23 protein-coding genes are annotated in these 25,067 nt (G+C 66.5%); 11 read left to right on the forward strand and 12 right to left on the reverse strand.

Annotated features, from left to right (window positions below; all coding sequences use genetic code 11):
* The first annotated feature begins 205 nt into the window (after positions 1 to 205).
* Genes FOF45_RS16195 through FOF45_RS16205 form a run of 3 tightly spaced genes read left to right on the forward strand, consistent with a single transcriptional unit; the run spans position 206 to position 4,466 of the window.
* On the forward strand, positions 206 to 826 hold the full coding sequence (locus FOF45_RS16195; protein ID WP_158986661.1) for a TetR/AcrR family transcriptional regulator: 621 nt from the start codon (positions 206 to 208) through the stop codon (positions 824 to 826).
* 29 nt (positions 827 to 855) lie between these two features.
* Positions 856 to 3,231: a 3-hydroxyacyl-CoA dehydrogenase/enoyl-CoA hydratase family protein gene (locus FOF45_RS16200; protein ID WP_158986663.1), complete on the forward strand. Its 2,376-nt coding sequence runs from the start codon at positions 856 to 858 to the stop codon at positions 3,229 to 3,231.
* A 26-nt stretch (positions 3,232 to 3,257) separates the two neighbouring features.
* Complete coding sequence (locus FOF45_RS16205; protein WP_158986665.1) at positions 3,258 to 4,466, forward strand: acetyl-CoA C-acyltransferase; 1,209 nt, start codon at positions 3,258 to 3,260, stop codon at positions 4,464 to 4,466.
* Between the two features lie 72 nt (positions 4,467 to 4,538).
* Here FOF45_RS16205 and FOF45_RS16210 read toward each other — a convergent pair whose 3' ends face one another.
* The 10 genes from FOF45_RS16210 to cmk all read right to left on the reverse strand — a co-directional run bounded on the left by FOF45_RS16210 (position 4,539) and on the right by cmk (position 14,547).
* The gene (locus FOF45_RS16210) at positions 4,539 to 4,880 is read right to left on the reverse strand and encodes a tRNA-binding protein (RefSeq protein WP_158986667.1); all 342 of its coding nucleotides are present in this window, start codon (positions 4,878 to 4,880) and stop codon (positions 4,539 to 4,541) included.
* Positions 4,877 to 6,178, reverse strand: a complete 1,302-nt coding sequence (locus FOF45_RS16215; protein WP_158986669.1) for an FAD-binding oxidoreductase — start codon at positions 6,176 to 6,178, stop codon at positions 4,877 to 4,879. Before FOF45_RS16215 ends, FOF45_RS16210 begins: the two co-directional genes overlap by 4 nt.
* A gap of 74 nt (positions 6,179 to 6,252) precedes the next feature.
* Entirely contained in the window at positions 6,253 to 7,152 is a 900-nt protein-coding gene (galU, locus tag FOF45_RS16220) for a UTP--glucose-1-phosphate uridylyltransferase GalU (RefSeq protein WP_158986671.1), read from the reverse strand.
* Positions 7,152 to 9,062, reverse strand: a complete 1,911-nt coding sequence (locus tag FOF45_RS16225) for a polysaccharide biosynthesis protein (RefSeq protein ID WP_158986673.1) — start codon at positions 9,060 to 9,062, stop codon at positions 7,152 to 7,154. Before FOF45_RS16225 ends, galU begins: the two co-directional genes overlap by 1 nt.
* 24 nt (positions 9,063 to 9,086) lie before the next feature.
* Entirely contained in the window at positions 9,087 to 10,055 is a 969-nt protein-coding gene (locus tag FOF45_RS16230; protein WP_158986675.1) for an MraY family glycosyltransferase, read from the reverse strand.
* A gap of 3 nt (positions 10,056 to 10,058) precedes the next feature.
* On the reverse strand, positions 10,059 to 11,237 hold the full coding sequence (gene lapB, locus FOF45_RS16235; protein WP_158986677.1) for a lipopolysaccharide assembly protein LapB: 1,179 nt from the start codon (positions 11,235 to 11,237) through the stop codon (positions 10,059 to 10,061).
* 3 nt (positions 11,238 to 11,240) lie between these two features.
* A complete protein-coding gene (locus FOF45_RS16240; RefSeq protein WP_158986679.1) occupies positions 11,241 to 11,504 on the reverse strand; it encodes a lipopolysaccharide assembly protein LapA domain-containing protein in 264 nt (87 codons plus the stop codon).
* 86 nt (positions 11,505 to 11,590) lie between these two features.
* Positions 11,591 to 11,893, reverse strand: coding sequence for an integration host factor subunit beta (locus FOF45_RS16245; protein ID WP_158986681.1), 303 nt, complete (start codon positions 11,891 to 11,893; stop codon positions 11,591 to 11,593).
* An 87-nt stretch (positions 11,894 to 11,980) separates the two neighbouring features.
* Positions 11,981 to 13,669, reverse strand: a complete 1,689-nt coding sequence (rpsA, locus tag FOF45_RS16250; RefSeq protein ID WP_158986683.1) for a 30S ribosomal protein S1 — start codon at positions 13,667 to 13,669, stop codon at positions 11,981 to 11,983.
* Between the two features lie 185 nt (positions 13,670 to 13,854).
* Positions 13,855 to 14,547 (reverse strand): (d)CMP kinase, encoded by a 693-nt coding sequence (cmk, locus tag FOF45_RS16255; RefSeq protein WP_158986685.1) that lies wholly within the window; start codon positions 14,545 to 14,547, stop codon positions 13,855 to 13,857.
* Between the two features lie 166 nt (positions 14,548 to 14,713).
* Here cmk and ykgO point away from each other — a divergent pair, with 166 nt between their 5' ends.
* The 8 genes from ykgO (at position 14,714) to FOF45_RS16295 (ending at position 20,912) form a co-directional block, all read left to right on the forward strand.
* A complete protein-coding gene (gene ykgO / locus FOF45_RS16260) occupies positions 14,714 to 14,839 on the forward strand; it encodes a type B 50S ribosomal protein L36 (protein ID WP_010342887.1) in 126 nt (41 codons plus the stop codon).
* Between the two features lie 205 nt (positions 14,840 to 15,044).
* The gene (locus tag FOF45_RS16265; protein WP_158986687.1) at positions 15,045 to 15,374 is read left to right on the forward strand and encodes a hypothetical protein; all 330 of its coding nucleotides are present in this window, start codon (positions 15,045 to 15,047) and stop codon (positions 15,372 to 15,374) included.
* Between the two features lie 4 nt (positions 15,375 to 15,378).
* Positions 15,379 to 16,419 (forward strand): agmatine deiminase family protein, encoded by a 1,041-nt coding sequence (locus tag FOF45_RS16270; RefSeq protein WP_158986690.1) that lies wholly within the window; start codon positions 15,379 to 15,381, stop codon positions 16,417 to 16,419.
* Between the two features lie 96 nt (positions 16,420 to 16,515).
* Positions 16,516 to 17,403, forward strand: a complete 888-nt coding sequence (locus FOF45_RS16275) for a carbon-nitrogen hydrolase (RefSeq protein ID WP_158986692.1) — start codon at positions 16,516 to 16,518, stop codon at positions 17,401 to 17,403.
* 13 nt (positions 17,404 to 17,416) lie between these two features.
* The gene (locus tag FOF45_RS16280; RefSeq protein WP_158987607.1) at positions 17,417 to 17,944 is read left to right on the forward strand and encodes a GNAT family N-acetyltransferase; all 528 of its coding nucleotides are present in this window, start codon (positions 17,417 to 17,419) and stop codon (positions 17,942 to 17,944) included.
* A gap of 56 nt (positions 17,945 to 18,000) precedes the next feature.
* Positions 18,001 to 18,618: a TetR/AcrR family transcriptional regulator gene (locus FOF45_RS16285; protein ID WP_158986694.1), complete on the forward strand. Its 618-nt coding sequence runs from the start codon at positions 18,001 to 18,003 to the stop codon at positions 18,616 to 18,618.
* Between the two features lie 18 nt (positions 18,619 to 18,636).
* Entirely contained in the window at positions 18,637 to 19,560 is a 924-nt protein-coding gene (locus FOF45_RS16290) for an alpha/beta hydrolase (protein WP_158986696.1), read from the forward strand.
* A gap of 146 nt (positions 19,561 to 19,706) precedes the next feature.
* Entirely contained in the window at positions 19,707 to 20,912 is a 1,206-nt protein-coding gene (locus tag FOF45_RS16295; RefSeq protein ID WP_158986698.1) for a TraB/GumN family protein, read from the forward strand.
* Between the two features lie 4 nt (positions 20,913 to 20,916).
* Here FOF45_RS16295 and FOF45_RS16300 read toward each other — a convergent pair whose 3' ends face one another.
* Together FOF45_RS16300 and FOF45_RS16305 are read right to left on the reverse strand one after the other, a co-directional pair.
* Complete coding sequence (locus FOF45_RS16300; RefSeq protein ID WP_158986700.1) at positions 20,917 to 21,804, reverse strand: DUF817 domain-containing protein; 888 nt, start codon at positions 21,802 to 21,804, stop codon at positions 20,917 to 20,919.
* Positions 21,805 to 21,956: 152 nt separating this feature from the next.
* Positions 21,957 to 25,061, reverse strand: a complete 3,105-nt coding sequence (locus tag FOF45_RS16305; protein ID WP_158986702.1) for an efflux RND transporter permease subunit — start codon at positions 25,059 to 25,061, stop codon at positions 21,957 to 21,959.
* Positions 25,062 to 25,067 lie beyond the last annotated feature (6 nt).

Genomic DNA, 25,067 nt, shown 5'->3' on the forward strand with positions numbered 1-25,067 from the left:
AGGCGGGCAGCCGAACCTTTGGTTCGCGCCCGAGGATAACAGAAAAACCCGCGTCGGGACGCGGGTTTAGCCAACAAGGCTCCGGTAATTCTAACGGATCGGCGACGGCTTTTGCACAGTCTGGCCCGAAGATTTCGTTGACGGTTCAGGCCCGCGGGCATAGCATCAAACAAGCGTTTGATTCAGCCCGCCCGACCCAGGAATCATGGCCATTACCGCCCACTTCTCCACCAAGGACCGCATCCTCGGCGCCGCCGAGGAACTGTTCGCCCAATTCGGCTTCACCGGCACGTCCCTGCGCCAGGTCACCAGCCGCGCCGACGTCAACATCGCGGCCGTCAATTACCACTTCGGCAGCAAGGAGAACCTCGTCAACGAGGTCTTCCGCCGCCGCATGGACGAGATGAGCGCGCAGCGCCTGGGCGCCCTGCGCACCGCGCTGGAACAGCACCCGGGCGAGCTGGAGCCTGTCCTGGCTGCATTCGTGCAGCCCGCGCTGGCGATGGCCCAGGACCGCCACGGCGGCGGCGCCTTCGTCCGCGTGGTCGCCCGCGCCTACGCCGAGAAGAACGATCGCCTGCGCAAGTTCCTGTCCGACCACTACGGCCACGTGCTGCGCGAGTTCGCCAAGGCCATTGCCGGCTGCATGCCGGGCCTGACCAAGGAAGAGCTGTACTGGCGCCTGGACTTCCTGGCCGGCGCGCTGACCTACGCAATGGCCGATTTCGGCCTGATCAAGCGACCCGCTGGTGTCACCGAGGCGGCGCATCGTGAGCGTGCGGCACGCGAACTGATTCGCTTCGCCGCCGCCGGATTCAAAAGTTGATTTCTTGCTAAAACAAGGATTTGCATAACATGCCTAAGAAACTGCTTGCACGGCGCGTCGCCGTGCTCGGCGCCGGCGTGATGGGCGCGCAGATCGCCGCCCACCTGACCAACGCCGGTGTCGATACCGTGCTGTTCGACCTTCCGGCCAAGGAAGGCGACCCGAACGGCGTGGTCGCCAAGGCCATCGCCAACCTGGGCAAGCTCAGCCCCGCTCCGCTGGCGAGCAAGTCGCTGGCCGAGCGCATCACCGCGGCCAATTACGAGACGGGCCTGGAGCAGCTGCGCGACTGCGACCTGATCATCGAGGCCATCGCCGAGCGGATGGACTGGAAGCAGGACCTGTACAAGAAGATCGCGCCGTTCGTCGCCGAGCACGCGATCCTCGCCAGCAATACCTCCGGCCTGGGCATCAACAAGCTCGCCGAAGTGCTGCCCGAGCAACTGCGCCACCGCTTCTGCGGCGTGCACTTCTTCAACCCGCCGCGCTACATGCACCTGGCCGAGCTGATCCCGGCCAAGACCACCGATGCAGATGTGCTGTCGGCGCTGGAAACCTTCCTCACCACCGCGCTGGGCAAGGGCGTGGTGATCGCCAAGGACACGCCGAACTTCATCGGTAACCGCATCGGCGTGTTCTCGATGCTGGCCGGCATGCACCACACCGAGCAGCTCGGCCTGGGCTTCGACACCGTCGACGCGCTGACCGGCCCGGCGATCGGCCGTCCGAAGTCGGCGACGTACCGCACGGCGGACGTCGTGGGCCTGGACACGATGGCGCACGTCATCAAGACGATGGCCGACACGCTGCCGGACGATCCGTGGCACGCATACTTCAAGGCACCCAAGTGGCTCGCGGCGCTGATCGAGAAGGGCGCGCTGGGCCAGAAGACCGGCGCCGGCGTGTACACCAAGCGCGGCAAGGACATCCTGGTGCTGGACCTGAAGGCGCAGGACTACCGCGCTTCGGCCGGTGAACCCGATGCCGACATCGCCGCGATTCTCAAGGAAAAGGACCCGGCGAAGAAGTTCGCCGCGCTGCGCGCCAGCTCGAATCCGCAGGCGCAGTTCCTGTGGGCGATCTTCCGCGACACGTTCCACTACAGCGCGTTCCATCTGGAATCCATCGCCGACACCGCGCGCGACATCGACTTCGCGATGCGCTGGGGTTACGGCTGGTCGCTGGGCCCGTTCGAAAGCTGGCAGGCCGCCGGCTGGAAGCAGGTCGCCGAGTGGATCGCGGAGGACATCGTCGCCGGCAAGGCGATGAGCAGCGCGCCGCTGCCGGACTGGGTATTCGACGGTCGCGACGGCGTGCACACCGCCGACGGCAGCTACAGCCCCGCGCGCAAGGCGCAGGTGGCGCGTTCGTCCAACCCGGTCTATGCGCGCCAGCGCTTCCCGGATCCGCTGCTCGGCGAGAAGTTCTCGCAGGGCCGTACGGTCTATGAGAACGACGGCATCCGCATGTGGGCCGACGAGGGCGACGACATCGCCGTGGTCAGCTTCAAGACCAAGATGCACACGGTCAACGACCATGTCCTCAACGGTCTGCAGGAAGCCATCGCCATCGCCGAGCGCGACTTCGCCGGCCTGGTGATCTGGCAGCCGAAGGAGCCGTTCTCGGCCGGTGCCGACCTCGCCGGTGCGCTGGGCCTGCTGCAGGCCGGCGACGTGAAGGGCTTCGAGGCGATGGTCGCGAACTTCCAGGCGACCAGCCAGCGCATCAAGTACGCGCTGGTGCCGGTGGTCGCAGCTGTTCGCGGTCTCGCCCTCGGCGGCGGTTGCGAGTTCCAGATGCACTCGGCGAAGACCGTGTTCGCGCTGGAAAGCTACATCGGTCTGGTCGAAGCCGGCGTGGGCCTGCTGCCGGCTGGCGGCGGCCTGAAGGAATTCGCCGTGCGCGCGTCCGAAGCGGCCGGTCCGGGCGGCGACGTGTTCGCGCAGCTCAAGACCGCGTTCGAATCCGTCGCGATGGGCAAGGTGTCCACCTCGGCACTCGAGGCGAAAGAACTCAAGCTCGCCCGCGACACCGACAGCGTCGTCTTCAACGCCTTCGAGCTGCTGCACGTGGCCAAGGCGCAGGCGCGCGCGCTCGCCGAATCCGGCTACCGCCCGCCCCTGCCCGCGCGCCGCATCCAGGTCGCCGGCGATGTCGGCATCGCGACCTTCAAGATGATGCTGGTCAACATGCTGGAAGGTCGCTTCATCTCGCCGCACGACTACGAGATCGCGACCCGCATCGCCACCGTGATGTGCGGTGGCGAAGTCGATCGCGGCGCGCTGGTCGACGAGGAATGGCTGCTCAAGCTCGAGCGCGAACACTTCGTCGCGCTGGCGCAGATGCCCAAGACGCAGGAACGCATCGCGCACATGCTCAAGACCGGCAAGCCGCTGCGCAATTGAGCGACGACGACACAGGACCCAGACACATGACCAAGCAAGTTCAAGACGCCTACATCGTCGCCGCCACCCGCACTCCGGTCGGCAAGGCGCCGCGCGGCGTGTTCCGCAACACCCGTCCGGACGAGATGCTCGCCCACGTGCTCCGCTCCGTGGTCGCTCAGGCACCGGGCATCGACGTCAACCGCATCGACGACGCGATCATCGGCTGCGCCATGCCCGAGGGCGAGCAAGGCATGAACGTGGCGCGCATCGGCGCGCTGCTGGCAGGCCTGCCCAACACCATCGCCGCGCAGACCATCAACCGCTTCTGCTCTTCGGGTCTGCAGGCCGTCGCGATGGCGGCCGACCAGATCCGCCTGGGCAACGCCGAGCTGATGCTCGCCGGCGGTACCGAGTCGATGTCGATGGTGCCGATGATGGGCAACAAGGTCGCACTCAGCCCGCAGGTGTTCGCCAAGGACGAGAACGTCGCCATTGCCTACGGCATGGGCATCACCGCCGAGAAGGTCGCCGAGGAATGGAAGGTCTCGCGTGAGGACCAGGACGCGTTCGCACTGGCCTCGCACCAGAAGGCCATCGCCGCGATCCAGGCCGGCGAGTTCAAGTCGGAGATCTCGCCGTACGAAGTGATCTCGCGCATTCCGGAGCTGGGCGGCAACACGATCCGGGTGAAGAAGTCGCTGGTCGAAATCGACGAAGGCCCGCGCCCGGATTCGTCGATCGAAGGCCTGGCCAAGCTCAAGCCCGTATTCCGCAACGGCCAGTTCGGCGGCAGCGTCACCGCGGGCAACAGCTCGCAGATGAGCGACGGCGCGGCCGGCGTGCTGCTCGCCTCCGAGCAGGCGATCAAGGACTACGGGCTGACCCCGCTCGCGCGCTTCGTCAGCTTCTCCGTCGCCGGCGTGCGTCCGGAAGTGATGGGCATCGGTCCGATCGCGGCGATCCCGAAGGCGCTCAAGCAGGCCGGCCTCACCAAGGACCAGCTCGACTGGATCGAACTCAACGAAGCCTTCGCCGCGCAGGCGCTGGCGGTGATCCGCGACAGCGGCCTGGATCCGTCCAAGGTCAATCCGCTCGGCGGCGCCATCGCACTCGGCCACCCGCTCGGCGCGACCGGTGCGATCCGCACCGCAACCATCGTGCACGGCCTGCGTCGTCGCCAGCAGAAGTACGGCATGGTGACCATGTGCATCGGCACCGGCATGGGCGCGGCGGGCATCTTCGAAGCGCTCTGATCGCGCCTCGACGCAGCAATAGAAACGGGCGGCCCAGGCCGCCCGTTTTCGTTTCCGCCGCGACTGCCAATGTCAGGCCAGACGGGTTCCGTTCGGCACGGGCCGTTCGATGGTGGTGATCACCACGCCGTCGTCGGTCGGGAAGCCGGTGAGCAGGAACTCCGACACGAACGGGCCGACCTGCTTCGGCGGGAAGTTGATGACGCCGACGACCTGTCGGCCGACGAGATCCTCGACCGCATACAGATGGCGGATCTGCGCGCTGGTCTTGAGCACGCCGTAGGGACCGAAATCGACCCATACTTTCCACGCCGGCTTGCGCGCCTGCGGGAACTCTTCGACGCGCCGCACCGTGCCGGCGCAGATCAGCACCTTCTCGAAATCGGCCCAACCGATCGTCTCGCGCCCGCTCATGCTGCCCTCGCCTGCTCCATCCGGTCCTTCCACTCGTCCTTGAACTGCGCCCACCAGTAACTCAGCTGTGCGCCGACGAAACCGGCCGGCTTCATCGCCGACACCAGCCCGTAATCGGCGAACTCACGCCAACGCGTGTCGCCCTCGGCGATCGCGCTGGCGATGCATTCTCCTGCAAACGTCGTCGGCGCGACGCCGTGGCCACCGAAGGCCTGCGCCAGCCACAGGCCATCGCCGATGCGACCGATCTGCGGCATCTGGTGGCGCGCATAGCTCATCAGACCGGACCATGCGTGATCGATCCGCACGCCGTCCAGCTGCGGGAATACCTTCATCAGGTCGGCGCACAGCAGGCGCTCGACTTGCGCGGGCGACCGGTCCAGCACCGAGATGCGGCCGCCCCACAGCAGTCGCGTGTCGGGCAGAGGCCGGTAGTAATCGAAGGCGAAGCGCGTGTCGTAGACCGCCGCGCGTGTGCCGAGGATATCGTCGAGCCGTTCGCCCAGCGGCTCCGTGACCATCACGTAGGTGGCGATCGGCAGCACGCCCGCATCGACCTCGCTGCGCAGTCCGGCCAGATAACCGCCGCAGGCCAGCACGACCTGCTCGCACTGCACTTCGCCATCCGGCGTGCGCACGCACCAGTCCGCTCCGTCGCGCTCCAGGGCCACGGCAGGCGAGCGCTCGTGGATCGACACGCCCTGCGCCATCGCCGCCGCGGCGATGCCGCGCGCGTACTTCAACGGATGGAAATGGAATGCCTGCGGCTCGAACAGCCCATCGTGGTAACGGTCGCTGCGCACGAGTCCGCGCAGTTCGGCTTGGGGCATCCATTGCCAGTGCGTGTCGTAGTGTTCGGCGAGCAGTTGCTGGCGTTCGCGTAATGGCGTCGGATCGCGGAACCAGTTCGCCCACAGGATGCCGGCGTCGGTGCGATCGCAGTCGATGGCGTAGCGATCCGTGCGTGCGCGGATCAGCTCGACCGCATCGGTCGTGCCCGCGTACAAGCGGCGCGCACGCTGCGGGCCGAGTTCGCGCAGCAGGCTGTCCTCGCCGCGTGAGAATCCGCCGAACACGAAGCCGCCGTTGCGGCCGGAGGCGCCGAAACCGACGCGCTCGGATTCCAGCAGCACGACATCCCGCATCCCGCGTTCGACCAGGCCCAACGCGGTGTTCAGGCCCGCGAAACCGCCGCCGACCACACACACGCGCGCTTCGTGCGATCCACGCAAAGGCCCGGACCCCATGCCCGTATCGGGCACGGTCGCGGTGTAGTAGTTGGCGCCGGTATCCGCCATGTTTCGCTCGTCATCGGCGGCGGGAAATCCGCCGCCTCGCACGCCAGTCTAGCGATGTGCGACGTGGACCGGGCTCAGCCGAGTTCTTCGACGCCCAGTTCGGACAACGCGTTCTGCATCAGCTGGCGCGCGGAGTCGCTGAGCTTCTCGTGGTCCAGCGCGTAGCGGATCGTCGCTTCGATGAGACCGATGTGGGTGCCGCAGTCGAAACGCGTGCCCTGGAATCGGTAGGCGTTGACGGCCTCTTCCTCGAGCAGCGCGGCGATGGCGTCGGTCAGTTGGATCTCGCCGCCGGCGCCCGGCTTCGTCGATTCAAGCAGCGAGAAAATGCGCGGGTTGAGCACGTAACGACCGACCACGGCCAGGTTGCTCGGTGCGACCTCGGGCTTGGGCTTCTCGACGATGGCGCGGATGCGGCCCTGACGGGACTGGAAAGCCTCGGTGGCGACGATGCCGTAGCTGGCGGTCTGTTCGTGCGGCACATCCTGGACGGCGATCATGCTCGCACCCGAGGCTTCGGCCGCATCGGCCATCTGCTTGAGTGCGCCGGGACCGCGGTTCCAGATCAGGTCGTCCGGCAGCAGCACGGCGAACGGCTCGTCACCGATCACGGCCTTCGCGCACAGCACGGCATGACCGAGGCCCAGCGCTTCGGCCTGGGTCACGAACACCGCACGCACGCCTTCGGGCAGCACGTTGCGCACCAGTTCGAGCTGTTCGGTCTTGCCGCTGCGCTCGAGCTTCTGTTCGAGCTCGTACGCCTTGTCGAAGTAATCCGCGACCGCATGCTTGTAGCGATTCGTCACGAAGACCAGCGTGTCGCACCCGGCCTCGATGGCCTCGTCCACGGCGTACTGGATCAGCGGCCGGTCGATGATCGGCAGCATCTCCTTGGGGACGGTCTTCGTGGCGGGAAGGAAACGGGTGCCGAGACCGGCCACCGGGAACACGGCCTTACGAATACGTGCGGACATCAAACCTTCCTGGCGTTACGGGCGGGAAACGCGACCACGGTGGCCGATTCCTGGTAGTCCGGATGCGCGCCGACGGGCTCGAACTCCGGCACCGCCATGCGCAGCAGATGGCCCAGCGCCTCGAGATCGTAGCGGCCGGAGGCTTCGCGCAGCTGACCGACGGCGTTCTCGATGTGCGCGGCCGTGACGTCGCGCGGCTCGGCCTGCAGGATCTTCGGATGCGCGGTTCGACGATAACGCTCGTCCGCATGGAACAGCGTCTCGTGCAGCTTCTCGCCCGGGCGCAGGCCGGTGTAGACGATCGCGATGTCGCGGCCCGGATGCTTGCCGGCGAGACGGATCATCTGTTCCGCCAGCAGTCGGATCGGCACGGGCTCGCCCATGTCGAGGGTGTAGATGGCTTCGTGCGTACCGATGGCCGATGCCTGCAGGATCAGCTGGCAGGCCTCGGGAATCGTCATGAAGAAGCGCGTCACTTCCGGATCGGTCACGGTGACCGGACCGCCCGCGCGGATCTGTTCGCGGAACAGCGGCACGACGCTGCCCGCCGAATCGAGCACGTTGCCGAAGCGAACCGTCACGAAGCGCGTGGAGCGGTGGTCGGCCAGCGACTGGCAGGCCATCTCGGCCAGGCGCTTGGTCGCACCAAGCACGTTGACCGGATCGACCGCCTTGTCGGTGGAAATCAGCACGAACGTGCCCACGCCCGCATCGCGACACGCGCGCGCCACGGTATGGGTAGCCAGCGAGTTGTTGCGCACCGCTTCGCGTAGCTGAAGTTCGAGCAACGGCACCTGCTTGTAGGCCGCGGCATGGAACACGGCATCGGGCTCGGCGCGACCGAGCGCGTACGCGATCACCGCGGGATCGCCGCAGTCGCCGAGCACGGCGATGTATTCGAGATCCGGGAAGTCGCGACGCAACGCGGCTTCGGTCGTGGTCAGCGCGAGTTCGTCGATTTCGATCAACGCAATGCGACGCGCGCCATGACGAGCGCACTGACGGCACAGCTCGGAGCCGATGGAACCGCCGGCCCCGGTGACCAGCACGGAACGCGCGCCCAGCCAGCTGCGGATCGCCTTCCAGTCCGGCATGACCGGCTTGCGACCGAGCAGGTCCTCGATCGCGACTTCCTTCAGTTCGCCCGGAAGCGAACGCCCTTCCATCACGTCCTGCAGCTTCGGGACCATGCGGAACGGCAGGCCGGTGCGCTCGCACGCCACGACCACGCGCTGCAGCGCATTCGCATCCGCCGAAGGCATTGCGATCACCAGCAGCTTGGCCGCGGTCTCGCGCGCGATCTCGGCAACATCCTGCACGCGGCCCAGCACCGGCACGCCCTGCACCTTGCTGCCGCGCAGGCGTGCGGCATCGTCGAGGAAACCGACCGGATGATAGGTGGCCGAACGACGCAGGTCGCGCACCAGCGCTTCGCCCGCATGGCCGGCGCCGAGGATGAGGATGCGCACCGAGGACTTGCTCGACGCTTCGGCGCGGCTGTCCTTCCATGCGCGATACAGCAGGCGCGGTGCACCGAGCATGCCCATCAGCACCAGCGGGTATAGCACCAGCACCGTGCGCGGCACGGTACCCAGACGGTTGTAGAGGAACAGCCCGAGCACGATCGCGAACAGGCCCAGGACCGAGGCCTTCAGGATGTTCCAGAGATCCGGCACGCCGGCGAAACGCCACAGGCCGCGATACAGGCCAACCTGCCAGAACACCAGTCCCTGCGCGGCGAGCACGAGCGCGACTTCCGCCGACCACAGCGGCACGCCGGGCGCGTTGAGTTCGATGCCCCAACGCAGGCGATGCAGGGCCTGCCAGACGAGCCAGACCATCGCGAGATCGTGCGCGACCACCGCCATGCGCGGCAGGCCACTTTTCACACGATCACGCCATGAGCTCATTCCATGCCCCTTGTTCGGACTTCGTCAGGAAAGCGGCGCTGCATGCTTCTTTTGCAGCCCCAGCCAGAAAAAAGTGCAGCCGGTATACCACGCGACTGTGATACCCGTGATGAAGGAAGAATCGAGGGTCGTCAGCAGCCAGCTGCCAAGTATGACCAGAAGCGAAATCACTGCATAGGCAAAGGTCACCAATGTGTGACCGGAGAAGCGTGCCCACGCCTGGTATGCATGCTGCGTATGCGGCGACCACCAGCGCTCGCCGCGAAGGATCCGCCGCGCCAGGGTCAGGCTGGCGTCGACCAGGAACACCGAGATCGGCAGCAGCACCAAAGCAGCCCGGCTTTCCAGTCGGGTCGCCGCCAATGCCACCAGCGCACCGAGGGTGTAGCCGATCGCACCGCTGCCGACGTCGCCCATGAAGATCCGGGCACGCGGAAAATTGAAAGGCAGGAAGCCCGCGCACGCAGCGGCCAAGGCCAGGGCAAGCAAGGCCCAGCCTCCACCCAGCCACACCGACAGGCCTACCGCGGCAAGCAGCGCCTGGCTCGCCGCCAGCCCGTCGATGCCGTCCATGAAATTCCACACGTTGGTGAGGACCAGCGTCGCGATAAAGGTGCACGCAGCCCACGTGAAGGACGAGTGGAGATCGCCCACGGCGAGTGCGAGCAGCCCGGCGGCAACCACGTGGACGGCAAGACGCCACCACGGCGACAACGGCCGGTGGTCGTCCACCCAGCCGATGCCCGCGACCAGCGCCAGTCCGATCCCGAAGGCGAGCATCAGCGGCGCCTGCGCAGGCTGGCGGATACCGATGGCCACGGTGGCCACCAGCAACGCGATCACGATCGAGATGCCGCCGCCGCGCGGGGTCGCAACGCTATGGCTGCGCCGCTCGCCCGGCTGGTCGATCAACGAACGATGCAGCGCGTATCGACGCGCCAGCCAGGTTCCCACCACTCCGATGAGGAAGTGCACCGCCAACCATTCGAGCATGCGTCACACCACCGCGTAGTTCAGCAGCGGCTTGATCGTGCCCCACTCCTTGCAGCTCGGACACTGCCAGTGGTGGCTGCGCGCGCCGAAGCCACAGCGGTTGCAGCGATAGCTCGGGTTGCGCACCAGCAGCTGGTCGGTGATGTGCTTCAGGTCGTGCAGCGTCGCCGCGGGATCCGCGCCTTCGGCGAGGGTCAGGTCGATCAGCGCCGCTTCGCCGCGAACCGAAGGACGATCCTTCAGTTGCCGCGCGAGATATGCGCGCGCCGCCGGTACGCCATCCTCGCTCTCGACCATGCGCGTGAGCGCGAGGACGGGCGCGATGCCGCGGTAGTGCTCGGTCATCTCGGCCAGGAACGCGCGCGCGCCGGACGCATCGCCGACGCGTGCGTAGCACTCCAGCAATGCGGGCAGGATCTCGGGCAGGTAGTCCGGATCGACCCGGGCCACGCGCTCGAACGCACGAATCGCACCGGCGTCGTTGCCCGAATCCACTTCGAGGCGGCCTTCGGTCATGCCGGCGCGCACGGAATTGGCATCCGCCTCGTACGCACGCTTGACCGCGGCACGCGCGGCCTCGATGTCGCCGGCGGCGCGGTGGCGGTCGGCCAGCTCGCATTCGAACTGCGCGACCAGCTTGCCCATCGGCTCGCCGGTGGCTTCCTCGAAGCGGCGCGCGTTCTCGATGGCCTTGTCCCAGTCGCGCTCGGACTGGTAGATGCCGATCAGATGGCGCAGCGCGAGCGGCGCGCGCATGTCCAGCGCGACCAGATCGCTGAAGACGGTCTCGGCGCGATCTAGCAGGCCCGAGCGCATGTAGTCCTCGCCCAGCGCAAGCAATGCCTGCACGCGCTGCTGGTCGCTCAGGCCGGGACGTTGCACCAGCGCCTGGTGCAGGCGGATCGCGCGATCGACTTCGCCGCGACGACGGAAGAGATGGCCCAGCGCGACCTGCGTCTCGAAGGTGTCCTTGTCGAGTTCGGCGATATGCAGGAACAGTTCGATCGCCTTGTCCGGCTGCTCGTTGAGCAGGTAGTTCAGGCCGCGGAAGTACGTGGTCGACAGACGGCTGACCTGCGTGTCGCTGTGGCGCTCACCGCCACGTCGGCCGATGATCCAGCCGCTGACGGCCGCGATCGGAAGCAGGAGGAAGAACCAGAACCACTCGCTGATGAAGGCCATGCATCACGTTCCGGAAGGTGGGGCGGCGACAGGGAGCTGCCGTTCCGCGCGCGCCAGGCGACGACGCAGCGGCAGCACCACGCTGGCGCTGATGGCGAGACCGCCGACCAGCACGCCCAGCAATAACGCCACGAGCAGGGAAACACCGAGGTTGCTCGGCATGCGCGCGAAGCCAAGGTCGACCATGACCGGAGCACGGTTCAGCGCACCGATGATGGCACCGGCGGACAGGCACGCGATCGCGATGAGGAATCGAAGCAGGCGCACGTCGGCCTCCGTGGACCGCTCAGGTGTGCGTTAGCTTAACGGACCGCGCACGCAGGTCCAGAGGAAAGCGTTGGAAACGCGGGCTTTCAGTCCGCTTCGTCCAGCGGCACCACGCCGCTGACGCGCTCGCGCAGTTCCTTGCCCGGCTTGAAGTGCGGAACGTGCTTGCCCGGCAGCGCGACGGACTCGCCCGTCTTCGGGTTACGACCCAGGCGCGGCGGACGGTAATGCAGGGAAAAACTGCCGAAGCCGCGGATCTCGATCCGCTCTCCGGTAGCGAGGGATCCGCCCATCATCTCGAGCAGTGCTTTCACGGCCAGGTCCACATCCTCGCCCTTCAGGTGCGCCTGACGCTGGGAAAGGATCTCGATGAGCTCGGACTTGGTCATGGGTTCGGAAGGCGGCTCGCGTTGCTTCTGAAAGGAAGGCGGCCCGGCGAACCGGACCGCCTTCGCGGTTACCACTGACAGCGGGTATTACTCGGACTTGTTGCCCAGCTGCTCGCGCAGCAGCGCGCCCAGCTTGGTGGTGCCGCTGGAAGCTTCCGACGAGGCGCGGTTGTAGTCGGCCAGCGCTTCCTGCTGGTCGGCTTCGTCCTTGGCCTTGATCGACAGCTGCATCGAGCGGCCCTTGCGGTCCGTACCGATGATCTTGGCCTCGATTTCCTGGCCGACCTTCAGGTACGTCGAAGCGTCTTCGACGCGCTCCTTGGCGATGTCGCGAGCGGCGATGTAGCCCTCCACGCCATTGTCGAGCTCGACGGTGGCGCCCTTGGCGTCGACTTCCTTCACCTTGCCCTTGACGATCGAGCCCTTCGCGTTGGACGCGACGTACTGGCCCATCGGGTCCTGCTCAAGCTGCTTCACGCCGAGGCTGATGCGCTCGCGCTCCGGATCCACGGCCAGCACGACGGCTTCCAGCGTGTCGCCCTTCTTGAAGTTGCGGACCACGTCTTCGCCGGTGGTGTTCCAGCTGAGGTCGGACAGGTGCACCAGACCGTCGATGCCACCGTCCAGGCCGATGAAGATGCCGAAGTCGGTGATCGACTTGATCTGGCCCGACACCTTGTCGCCCTTCTTGTGGATGACGGCGAAGGTTTCCCACGGGTTGCTGGTGACCTGCTTCATGCCCAGCGAGATGCGGCGACGCTCCTCGTCGACATCCAGGACCATGACCTGAACCTCGTCGCCGACCTGCACGATCTTCGACGGGTTGACGTTCTTGTTGGTCCAGTCCATCTCGGACACGTGCACCAGGCCTTCCACGCCCGGCTCGATCTCGACGAACGCACCGTAATCGGTGACGTTGGAGACCTTGCCGAACACGCGGGTGTTGGCCGGGTAGCGACGGGCGATGTTGTCCCACGGATCCTCGCCCAGCTGCTTCAGGCCGAGGCTGACGCGGTTGCGCTCGCGGTCGTACTTGAGCACGCGGACGTCCAGCTCCTGGCCGACTTCCACGACTTCGGACGGATGGCGCACGCGCTTCCACGCCATGTCGGTGATGTGCAGCAGGCCATCGATGCCGCCGAGGTCGACGAACGCACCGTAATCGGTGAGGTTCTTGACGACGCCCTTGAGGATCGCGCCTTCCTGCAGCTTCTCGAGCAGCTGCTCGCGCTCAACGCTGTACTCGCTCTCGACCACCGCACGGCGGGAGACGACGATGTTGTTGCGCTTGCGGTCGAGCTTGATGAGCTTGAACTCGAGTTCCTTGCCTTCGAGGTAGGCCGAGTCGCGCACCGGGCGCACGTCGACCAGGGAGCCCGGCAGGAAGCCGCGCACGTCCTTGATGTCGACGGTGAAGCCGCCCTTGACCTTGCCGCTGATGCGGCCGGTGATGGTCTCGTTCTTCTCGAGCGCCTGCTCGAGTTCGTCCCACACCATGGCGCGCTTGGCCTTCTCGCGCGACAGGACGGTCTCGCCGAAGCCGTTCTCGATCGAGTCGAGCGCGACCTTGACTTCGTCGCCCACGCCCACGTCGATTTCGCCGGCGTCGTTCCGGAACTGTTCGATCGGCACGATGCCTTCGGACTTCAGACCGGCGTTGATGACAACGACGTCGCCGCGGACTTCCACGACGACACCGGTGACGATCGCACCCGGCTTCAGCTTGGCCAGGTTGGTCTGGCTCTGTTCAAACAGTTCGGCAAATGATTCGGTCATTGGAAAAAATACTCGGTTGAACACACGGGCCGCACCGGCTGTCAGGGCACTCCGCGTCGGAGGGCATCAAGCAGCGCGTGGTCGACCCACCCGTTGTGTGGCGCGATGAACTGCACCATGTGTTGGTGGATGACCCACCGTTTCCGCCTATGGCTTCGCGGTGGAACTTTTTCTGCCGCGTGCGATCAACGTGAAGGCAACAACGCCAGCACGCGCTCGACGACTTCCTCGATGCCAAGGCCGGTGGTATCGATGCGCACGGCGTCTTCGGCCGGGCGCAACGGAGCCACCGCACGACTGGCGTCGCGGGCGTCGCGGGCGAGGATCTCCCGCAGCAGACCGTCTAAATTAACGGAAACCCCCTTGTCTTTCAACTGCTTATAGCGCCTTTCGGCCCTTTCTTCGGCACTGGCGGTCAGAAACACCTTATGGAGGGCGTCCGGGAAGATCACCGTGCCCATGTCGCGACCGTCCGCGACCAGCCCCGGCGCCCGCCTGAAAGCCCGCTGGCGGTCCTTCAGGGCAGCCCGGACTTCCGGGATGGCGGCGATGGCCGAGGCCGCGGCGCCGGCCGTCTCGGTACGCAGTTCATCGGTGGCGTCGACGTCATTGACCAGCACCCGCAGCTCCCCGCCGGCGGGGTCTTCGATGAAATCGATGCGGGTATCGAAGGTGCAGCGGACCAGCGCCGCCGGGTCGGCCAGGTCCAGGTCGGCCCAGCCGGCGGCCACGCCGACCGCCCGGTACAGTGCGCCCGAGTCGAGGTAATGCCAGCCCAGGCGGGCGGCCACATAGCGACTAATGGTGCCCTTGCCGGAGCCGGAGGGGCCGTCGATGGTGAGGACGGGGATGGATTCGCGGGAGTCGGGGCTGTTCATCTCGCCATTATGCGGGCAAGCTGCCGCCCGCCCGAGGACGCCCTTTGGCCGGTTCGAAGTGCCCCTTCGCGACGAATAATCGCAACCACTTGATCCGCGTGGACTTTGCCCGTTAGAATCGCGGGCTTCGTTCCATTTTCCCATTTTCCTGTTGCCGAGGTCTGTCATGAAGGTCCTGTCCTCCCTGAAGTCGGCGAAGGCCCGTCACCGCGACTGCAAGGTCGTTCGCCGCCGTGGCAAGGTCTTCGTGATCTGCAAGTCCAACCCGCGTTTCAAGGCGCGTCAGCGCTGATCGCGGACGGCTCGGCACTCCGGTGCCGTAGCCGTTCGTCGTTCCGCGCGATGCACCGTCGAAGGGCCGCCGCGAGGCGGCCTTTCTGCATCCGGGCCTGCGTCGCGCTATTGCGTCTCGCGATCCCCAAAACGTGACGGCCGCGCGCTGCCTTCGCCGGACGTGTTGTGCATACAATCCGGCACCAATCACGAGGGGGCCCGTCATGAAGCACCGCATCGCTGCCATTCCGCTGTTCGCTCTGCTCGCTTTCGCCGGTGTCGCCTCGGCCGACACGCTGCTGATCGAGCGCGTCCAGGAAGAAAACCCTGCCACCCTCCCCGTCCGCGGCCAGACCATGTCGCAGGTGGAGGCCAGCTACGGCGCGCCCGCGCAGAAGCTGGAGGCCGAGGGTGGACAGAAGCGCCAGTGGCCCGCCATCAATCGCTGGGTCTATCCGTCCTTCACCGTGTACTTCGAGAAGAACAAGGTGATCGACGTGGTGGCCAACAAGGCGAGCGCCGAGGAAGTCGGGCCCAAGCCGCCCATCCGATGAGGCCATGAACCAAACCGCACACGCATCGCGCTTTCCCGCCGAATGGGAACCCCAGTCGGCTGTCCTGATCGCCTGGCCGAACGCCGACACCGACTGGGCCGATCGGCTCGGCGAGGTCGAAGAGACGTACATCGCGCTGGTCGCGGCGATCACCCGGTTTCAGGACGCGATCGTGTGCGTGGCCGACGAGGACGTGGAAGCGTACGCGCGTGCGCGCCTGTCCTCGGCCCGCATCGACATGGCGCGTGTGCGCTTCATCGAAGCCCCCTACGACGACACCTGGCTGCGCGATTCCGGCCCGATCACGCTGCGTGACGGCGACGGTTTCCGCCTGCTCGACTTCCGCTTCACCGGCTGGGGCGGCAAGTTCGACGCGAGCCAGGACGACCTGCTGGTCGAACGCCTGTTCGACGCGGGAATCTTCTCGAAGAGTTCGCGTCAATCCATTGATTTTGCACTGGAAGGTGGCGCCATCGATACGGATGGCGAAGGCACGCTGCTGACCACCTGGCAGTGCCTGCACGAGCGCCATCCGGAGACCTCGCGCGAGCAACTGGGCGCGAACCTCGCCGACTGGCTGAAGCAGGACCGAGTGCTGTGGCTCGACCACGGCTATCTCGAAGGCGACGACACCGACGCCCACGTCGACACCCTCGCCCGCTTCGCCGCACGCGACGCCATCGTCTATCAGGATTGCGACGACCCGGCCGATTCGCACTACGCCGAGCTCAAGGCGATGGGCGCGGAACTGGCCGCGCTGCGCACGACGGACGGCCAGCCGTATCGCCTGTTCCCGCTGCCGTGGGCCAAGCCCATCGTCGACGAAGGCCGCCGCCTCGCCGCGAGCTACGCCAACTTCCTGATCGTCAACGGCGCCGTGCTGATGCCGGCCTACGGCGACGAAGCAGACGCGAAGGCACAGGCTGTGTTGGCACAGGCGTTCCCGGACCGCGAGATCGTGCCGGTGCCGTGCCGCGCGCTGATCTGGCAGAACGGCAGCCTGCACTGCATCACGATGCAGTTGCCCAAGGGCGTCGTCGCCTGAGTCCCGGACGGCGACGCCCGCCCTTACCGGCGAGGCGCCGTCACTTCCGAGTCCTACAATGAGCGGCGCCCCCGCGTCGTACGGACCACGATCACGATGAAGAAGACCACCCTCCCCGTCGCGCTGATCCAGGAACGCAACCACGGCGATGCCGAGGCGAACCTGGCGGTGATCGAACAGCGCGTGGCCGAAGCCGCCAAGCGCGGCGCGAAGCTGGTGCTGCTGCAGGAGCTGCACAACGGCCCGTACTTCTGCCAGCACGAGAGCGTGTCGGAATTCGACCTGGCCGAGACCATTCCCGGCCCGAGCACGCAGCGCCTGGCGCCGCTGGCGAAGCAGCACGGTGTCGTCCTGGTGAGTTCGCTGTTCGAGAAGCGTGCGACCGGCCTGTACCACAACACCGCGGTGGTCTTCGAAGCCGACGGCTCGATCGCCGGCAAGTACCGCAAGATGCACATCCCGGACGACCCGGGCTTCTACGAGAAGTTCTATTTCACTCCGGGCGACATCGGCTTCGAGCCGATCGACACGTCGGTGGGTCGTCTTGGCCTGATGGTGTGCTGGGACCAGTGGTATCCGGAAGGTGCGCGCCTGATGGCGCTGGCCGGCGCGGAGATGCTGCTGTATCCCACCGCGATCGGCTGGGATCCGACGGACGAACAGTCCGAGAAGGACCGCCAGCGCAACGCGTGGATCCTCAGCCACCGCGGCCATGCCGTCGCCAACGGCCTGCCCGTGCTCAGCTGCAACCGCGTCGGCCACGAGCAGTCGCCGATGGACGCAGCCGGCATCGATTTCTGGGGCAGCAGCCACGTGCTTGGTCCGCAGGGCGAGTTCCTCGCCGAAGCGAACACCAGTGAGCCGGAAATCCTGATGGCCGAGGTCGACATGCAGCGCAGCGAACACGTGCGCCGCATCTGGCCGTTCCTGCGCGATCGCCGCATCGACGCGTACGGCGACCTGCTCAAGCGCTACCGCGACTGACCGCTTGGACGGCGTGCCGGTCATCCGCACCGCCACGGCCGGCGACCTGCCGGCCATCACCGCCGTCTACGCGCGCGAAGTCGACGACCACGTCGCGACCTACGAGTACAGCGCGCCCGACGAAGCCGAAATGCGCCGCCGCTGGGAGGCGATCGTCGCGCAGGGCTATCCGTATGTCGTCGCCGAGATCGACGGCCGCTTTGCCGGTTACGCCTACGCCAGCAGTTACCGCAGCCGCGAAGGCTATCGCTGGACAGTGGAGGACACGGTGTACGTGCATCCGGACTTCATGGGTCGCGGCGTCGGGCGCGCACTGTTGCAGCATCTGATCGACGACTGCACGACCCGGGGCTACCGGCAGATGGTCGCGGTGATCGGCGACGTGACCAATACTGCCTCGATCGCACTTCATGAAAAGCTCGGTTTCCACGGCGTGGCCGTGTTCCAGGGACTCGGCCGCAAGCACGGGCGCTGGCTGGACACCGTGCAGATGGTCCGCCCGCTGGGGGCCGGATCGAAGGCCCCGCCCGAGAGCGCCTGAACGCTCGACCGACGAACGGCGATAAAAATACGAACGGACGTGCTATTTTTTCGTCCATGAACGCTCTGACCGCCACCAGCAAGGGTGCCGCCACCCGCGAGGCCATCATCGACCGCGCCTACGGAATAGCCTGCGCGGCCGGCCTGGAGGGGCTGTCGATCGGCCCCCTGGCGCAGGCGGTCGGCATGTCCAAGAGCGGTGTGTTCGCTCACTTCGGCTCCCGCGAAGACCTGCAGCTGGCCGTCCTCGACGCCGCTGGTGAGCGCTTCGTCGCCCACGTTCTGCGACCCGCTCTCGCGCAGCCGCGCGGCGTGGCACGCCTGCGCGGTGTCCTCGAAGCCTGGTTCGACTGGGTTCGCCAGTCCGAGGGCGGCGGCTGCCTGCTGCTCAGCGCGGCCAGCGAATACGACGACCGTCCGGGCCCGCTGCGCGACCGCATCGTCGAGAACGAGCTGCGTTGGCGCCAGGAAATCGTTCGAGCTGTCAGCCTCGCCGTCGAGACCGGCGAGCTCGCCTCCGACACCGACCCGACCCTGATGGCCTTCGAGCTCTACGCTCTGGCCCTGACCGTGCACCACGACGCCGGCCTGTTCGGCTTCGATCTCGCCGTCGAGCGCGGACGTCGCTCGCTCGAACGGCTGCTGCGCTCGTACGCCCCCACCACCAACCGCTGACCGCCCGCGGAGGCCCCCATGTATCCGCTCATCGCCAAAATTAGCACGACCGTTCGTAATGCGATCTTCCTCGGCATGCGCCTGCGCTTCGCGGTCGGCAGCCTGTTCGCGCCGGGTTCGACCCTGGCACGGGCCGCGCGCGTGTTCTGCACCCCGCTGCCTTCGTCGCGAAGCCGTGCGCTGGCTGCACCGACCTTCGATGCGCGGGAAGTCGCCATCGCCGTGGACGACCACACGATCACCGCCTACGTCTGGGGCGATCCTGCCAAGCAGCCGTACGTGCTGTTCGCGCACGGCTGGTCGAGCCACGGCACGCGCATCGCGGCGTGGCTGCCGCAACTGCGCCGCGACGGCTACGCCGTGGTCGCGTTCGACCAGCCCGCGCACGGTCGCAGTCCCGGTGAACTGGCGACGCTGCCCTGCTTCACACGCCACCTGCTGGCCGTCGGCACGCATTTCGGCCCGGCCGCCGTCGTCATCGGCCATTCGCTTGGCGGCGCGGCCACCGCGAACGCCTTGAGCCGCGGTCTGCAGGCCGAACGCGCGGTCCTGATCGCGCCGGCGGCGGATCCGGTGGCCGCGGCGGAACGCTTCGCCGACTTCATGTGGATCGGCCGCAACCTGTGCCAGCGCATGTTCGGCTACTTCGAAAGCCTCATCGGCATCAGCTTCGACGAACAGCAGGCACACCGCACCGCGCCAGTGATCGGCCGCCCCGCGCTGATCGTGCACGACCTGGAAGACCGCGATGTGCCCTGGGCCGAAGGCGAACGCTATGCGCGCTACTGGCCGGATTCGCGCCTGCTCACGACGCGCGGACTCGGCCACCGCCGCGTGCTCGACGACGGCGAGGTGATCGCCTCGGTGATGCGCTTCCTGCACGGCGAGGCGGTCGGCGACCGGCTGGTCTCCTCGCCGAACCTGCCCTTTGGCGTGGCCTGAGAAACCCGTTCATTGCCCCCTCGCAGTACAGGCCCTAAGCTTCGGGCCACCACGCGATGTGCGGACCGAGACGGCGCCTGATGGCGCCGTCTTGCTGACGGGCCTCCCGCCGCACGCGTCCCTCTGCTTCCATCCTGACGGTACCCATGTCCGAAACGCTGCAGGCGCTGCTCGAAACCCAGCCTCACGCGATCGTCGAACGCGACGGCGTCCGCTACACCCTGCTCGGCACGGCGCACGTGTCGCAGGCCAGCGTCGACGCGGTGCGCGATGCGATCGGCACCGGCGCCTTCGACGCGGTCGCGGTCGAACTCGACGCACAGCGCCTGCAGGCGCTGACCGACCCGGACGCGCTTGCGCGCCTGGACCTGGTGCAGGTGATCCGCACCGGCAAGACCGCACTGTTCGCGGCCAACCTCGCCCTCGCCGCCTACCAGCGCCGTCTCGCCGAGCAACTGGGCATCGAGCCCGGTGCGGAGCTCAAGCGCGCCGTGCTGGAAGCGCGTCAGCGCGACCTGCCCGTGCACCTGATCGACCGCGACGTCGGATTGACCTTCAAGCGCGCCAGCGCCGGCCTGGGCATGTGGGGACGCATCAAGCTCGCGACCGGTCTGGTCACCGCGCTGTTCGTGGACGAGGAAGTCGGTGAGGAAGAAATCGAGAAGCTCAAGCAGGGCGACATGCTCGAGTCGAGTTTCAGCGAATTCGCCAGCGACAGCCCAGAGTTGTACGAAAGCGTGATCGCCGAGCGCGACCGCTACATGGCCGCGCGCCTGCGCGAAACGCATGGCGACGCGCGTGAAGTGCTGGCGGTGGTCGGTGCCGGCCATCTCGCGGGCCTGGCGCGGCACCTGCGCGAGGAAACCCGCGAGCCGGACGCGATCCGCGCCGAGCTGGAAAGCGTGCACAAGAAGAGCAAGACGCCGTGGTTCGGCATCGCCATCGTCGCGCTGATCGCCGCCGGCATCACGATCGGCTTCTGGCGCGGCGGCTTCGCGATGGGCGCGGACCTGCTGCTGCAATGGGTCGCCTGCACCGCGGGCTTCGCGGCAGTCGGCTGCGCCCTGGCGACCGCGCATCCGCTGAGCATCCTGACCGCGGCATTCTTCGCACCGCTCAAGCCATTCCGCCTCGGTGTTCCGACCGGCACCTTCAGCGCGCTGACCGAAGCGCGCATCCGCAAGCCGACGTATGCCGACTTCATGTCCCTGCGCGACGACGTGCAGAGCGTGCGTGGCTGGTACCGCAATCGCGTCGCACGCGTGCTGGTGACCTTCCTGCTGACCAACCTCGGCTCCGCCATCGGCGCATGGGCAGGACTGTTCCGTATCGGCGGACGCCTGATGCACTGACGCTTCAAGCGCGACTGCGCGAGGAAGGCCATGCGTCGCCCCCGTCCTCGCGCGACTGCGCGTTGACGGAACACTCCGGTGGGTGCACCAGCGTCACCAGCACCACCGAGATGATCATCAGCAGGTACCACGAACCGAGCTTTCCCAGCCCGACCGGCGACCAGCTCCCGAGCTGGTTCGGATAGAGCCAGACGCTGGACCACGTCGCGATGTTCTCCGCCAGCCAGATGAACATCGCGACCAGTCCGAACGCGAGCAGCAGCGGCATGCTGTGGGTGCCTTCGAGCGCGCGGTAATGCATGCGCACCCGCCCGAAGATCACACCGGTCGCAGCGAACAGCAGCCATCGCAGGTCTGGCAGGAAGTGGTGGGCGAAGAAGTTGCCGTAGATGGCGGCGGCGAGCACCACGGTGACGCCGATGCGCGGATAGCCGTCCAGTCGAATGTCGAACACGCGGTACACCCGCGCCATGTACGAACCTACCGCGGCGTACATGAAGCCACTGAACAACGGCACTCCGCCCAATCGAAGGAAGTTCGCCTCCGGATAGGACCAGGAGCCCATGTGCGTCTTGAACACCTCCATCGCCGTGCCGACGATGTGGAAGACGAGGATCACGCCCGCTTCCGAGGGCTGCTCGAGACGCGTCACCAGCAGGCCCAGCTGCACGAGCACGGCCATCACGAACAATGCGTCGTAGCGCGCGATCGGCGACGCTTCTGGCCAGTACAGCCGCGTTGCGAGGATCAGCACCAGCAGGATGCCGCCGAACAGGCAGGACCATCCCTGGCGCGCACCGAAGACGAGCAGCTCGATCGCGAAACGCCAGGCGCGAGTCCCGCGATGACGGGCGAGCAGTCGGCTGGCGAAACGATGTAATGCATGCTCCATGTCGGCACCGACTAGTCTGTCGGCTCAAGCGTGCATGCTCGGCATGAAGTGCGCGGGGCTGCGATGCGAAGCGAATGTGAAGTCGCGCGCGTCCGCACAAACAAGAACGGGAAGGTCATCGACCTTCCCGTTCCGTTTGCATTGCAGTTGCCTTAGTCCGCCCTGAGCGCCGCCACCGCCGCCGCGGGCACGGCCTCGGGCTTTCCGCGTGCGCGACGCACCATGCGCGCGGTGCCGGTGCGCAGGTCGTCGAGCATCGCGTAGATGGTCGGCAGGAACAGCAGGCTGACCACCGTCGAGAACGCGAGGCCACCGGCGATTGCGCGCGCCATCGGGTAGTACGGCGGACCGTCGCCGCCGATCTGCGTCTGCGTCAGTGAGATCGGCACCATCGCCAGGATCGCCGTGCCCATCGTCATGAGGATCGGACGCAGGCGTTCGCGGCTGCCTTCCACCAGCGCATCGGTCCGCGACAGGCCACGACGACGCAGGTTGTTGATGTGCTCGATCATCACGATGCCGTTGTTCACCACCACGCCCATCAGCACCAGGATGCCGATGAAGGCCATGATGTTGAATTCTGTGCCGGTCAGCCAGAACAGCCAGAACACACCGAACACCGAGAACAGCACGCCGCTCATGATCGCCGACGGGAACAGCAGCGATTCGAACACCGCCGCCATGACCACGTAGATCATGATCAGCGCGATCAGCAGGTTGAACATCATCTGCTTGTTCGCCTCGGCTTCGTCCTCGAATGCACCCGACTCGAAGCTGAAGGTGTAACCGGCCGGGAACGCGATCGACTTGAGCGATTCTTCCATCGCCTTGCGCGCTTCGGGCACGGTGATCTTGTCGCCGAGGTTGGCCTGGATCGCGACCGTGGTCTGGCGGTTGGCGCGCTGGATCTGCGTCGCCGACGGCTTGACCGCGACATCGACCATCGCCAGCAGCGGCACGGTGCGGCCATCCGGCGCGCGCACGGTGAAGCTGGCGATGTCTTCCATGCCGAAGTCTTCGGCGCCGGCGAAACGCACCCACACCGGCACTTCGGTCTCGCCGCGACGGAACTCGCGCAGCGGAGCGCCACGTAGCGCCAGGCCGACGAAGCTGGCCACTTCCTGCGCGCTGAAGCCGAACGAGGCCGCGCGCTCGCGATCCACGTGCACCGACAGCTCGCTGTTCTGGTCGCCGATGTCGACGCGCACGTCGCGCAGCTCCTTGCGCTTGGCGAGGATCGGCACGATGTCGTTGGCCAGTTCGACCAGGGTTTCGGTCGAATCGCCGACCAGCTGCACCTGTACGTTCTGGCCCGGGCCACCGCCGCCGCCACCACCGCCCTGGTTGCCGATGCCGATGTTGGCACGGGCCGACTTCGGGATGTCCTTGCGCAACTTCTCGATGATCGCCTTGGACTCGCTGATCTTCTCGGTGTCGAAAGTGATGCGCGTACCGCCCCAGCCCTGCTCGCTGTAGTACGAGTAGATCTGGGTGATGTTGTACTTCTTGCGGTTCACGTCGAGGAACTTCTCGACCTTGAGGATCTCGTCCGACATCTGCTCCTTCGTGTACGCGCCCTTCCACTGGTAGAAGATGTTGGTCTCGGTGCCGTCGTCGCCACCGAACATGTTCTTCTTGGTCAGCTGGAACGGCACGATGCTGACGGCGATGATCATCAGGATGCCGAGCACGGCCTTGCCGCGATGCTCAAGCGTCCAGCGCAGGAACTGCGCGTAGTGCTTCTGCATGCGCGGGATCAGGCCGCGATCGGACTTCACCGCCGGCGGCGTCTTCAGTCGCGCGGAGATCATCGGGATCAGGCTCACCGCGACCAGCCACGAGGCCAGCAGCGACACCGAGATGGTGATCGCGATCTGCGACAGGTAGATGCTCAGGAAGTTGCGGTCGCCGAACAGGTTGGGCAGGAACACGATGCAGTGGCACAGCGTGCCCGCCGACAGCGCGATGGCGACGTGCTTGGTGCCCAGGATCGACGCCATCACCGGCTGGTCAGGCAGGCGTTCGCGTTCCTGGTAGATGCTCTCCACCACCACGACCGCGTTGTCGACCAGCATGCCCACCGCCAGCAGCAGGCCCATCATCGACAGGATGTTGAGCGTGACGCCGGTGAAGTACATGAAGCCCAGCGTCATCACGAAGCAGATCGGGATGGCCAGCGTCACCATCAGCGTCGACGGCCAGTGGCGCAGGAAGAAGAACAGCACCGCGATCGACAGCAACAGGCCGATGCCGCCGGCCTCGGCCAATTCCAGCAGCGACTTGGTGACGTTCTCGCCCTGGTTGTCGATGATGATGATGCGGATGTCGCTCAGCTCGGGCTGCTTGCGGATCGCCTCGACTTCCGCCAGCGCCTTGCTCGACACATCCACCAGGTTCGCATTGCGCTCCTTGAAGATGTCCAGGCCGATCGCGGGTCGTCCGTCGAGACGGCGACCGTAGTTCATGCGCTGCGGCTTGAGCCGGATCTCGGCGATGTCGCCCAGGCGCACGCCCTTGCTGTCGATCACCAGGTCGCGCAGCTGCTGCAGGTCGGTGATCTCACCCACCGGCTGCACGCGCAGGCGCCGCCCGCCGTCGTCGATCTGGCCGGCGGAGATCGAGAAGTTGACCTCCTGCAGACGCTTGTTCAGATCGTTGAGGCTGAGGTTGTGCGCGGTCAGGCGGTCCGGATCGATCGCGATCTCGACTTCGTTCGGCGCCGCGCCGGTCACATCGACGCGCGCGACGCCCGGGATGCGTTCGATGCGCCGCTTGAACTCGCGGTCGATCATGTCGTACGCGCCGGTCAGGTCGCTCTTGCTGGCCAGTCGCACGCGCAGGACGGGTTCGTCCGTGGTGGAGAACTTGAAGACGTTGTAACGCTGCAGGTCTTCCGGCAGGTCGTCGCGGATCGCGTCGATGCGCTCGCGCGCTTCCGAGGCCGCGATGGCGACATCGCGGTTCCAGTCGGAGAACTGCATGAAGATCTCGGCGCCGTCGGCACGCGCATTGGCATCCATGCGCTTGATGCCGGTCATCGTCGACAGCGATTCCTCCACCGGACGCAGCAGCGTGCGCTCCACCTCCTCGGGGGTGGAGCCGGTGTACGGAAGCTGGACGAAGATGAAGGGCGGCGAGACTTCCGGGAACGCTTCAAGCGGCAGGCGGATCGCTGCGATCAGGCCGATCACGAACAGCGATATGAAGAACATGATCGCCGTGACCGGCCGCTTGATGCTGAGCTCCGCAATGGTCATGTCGTC

The organism is Lysobacter panacisoli (assembly GCF_009765165.1).
GTDB classification, from domain to species: domain Bacteria; phylum Pseudomonadota; class Gammaproteobacteria; order Xanthomonadales; family Xanthomonadaceae; genus Lysobacter_J; species Lysobacter_J panacisoli.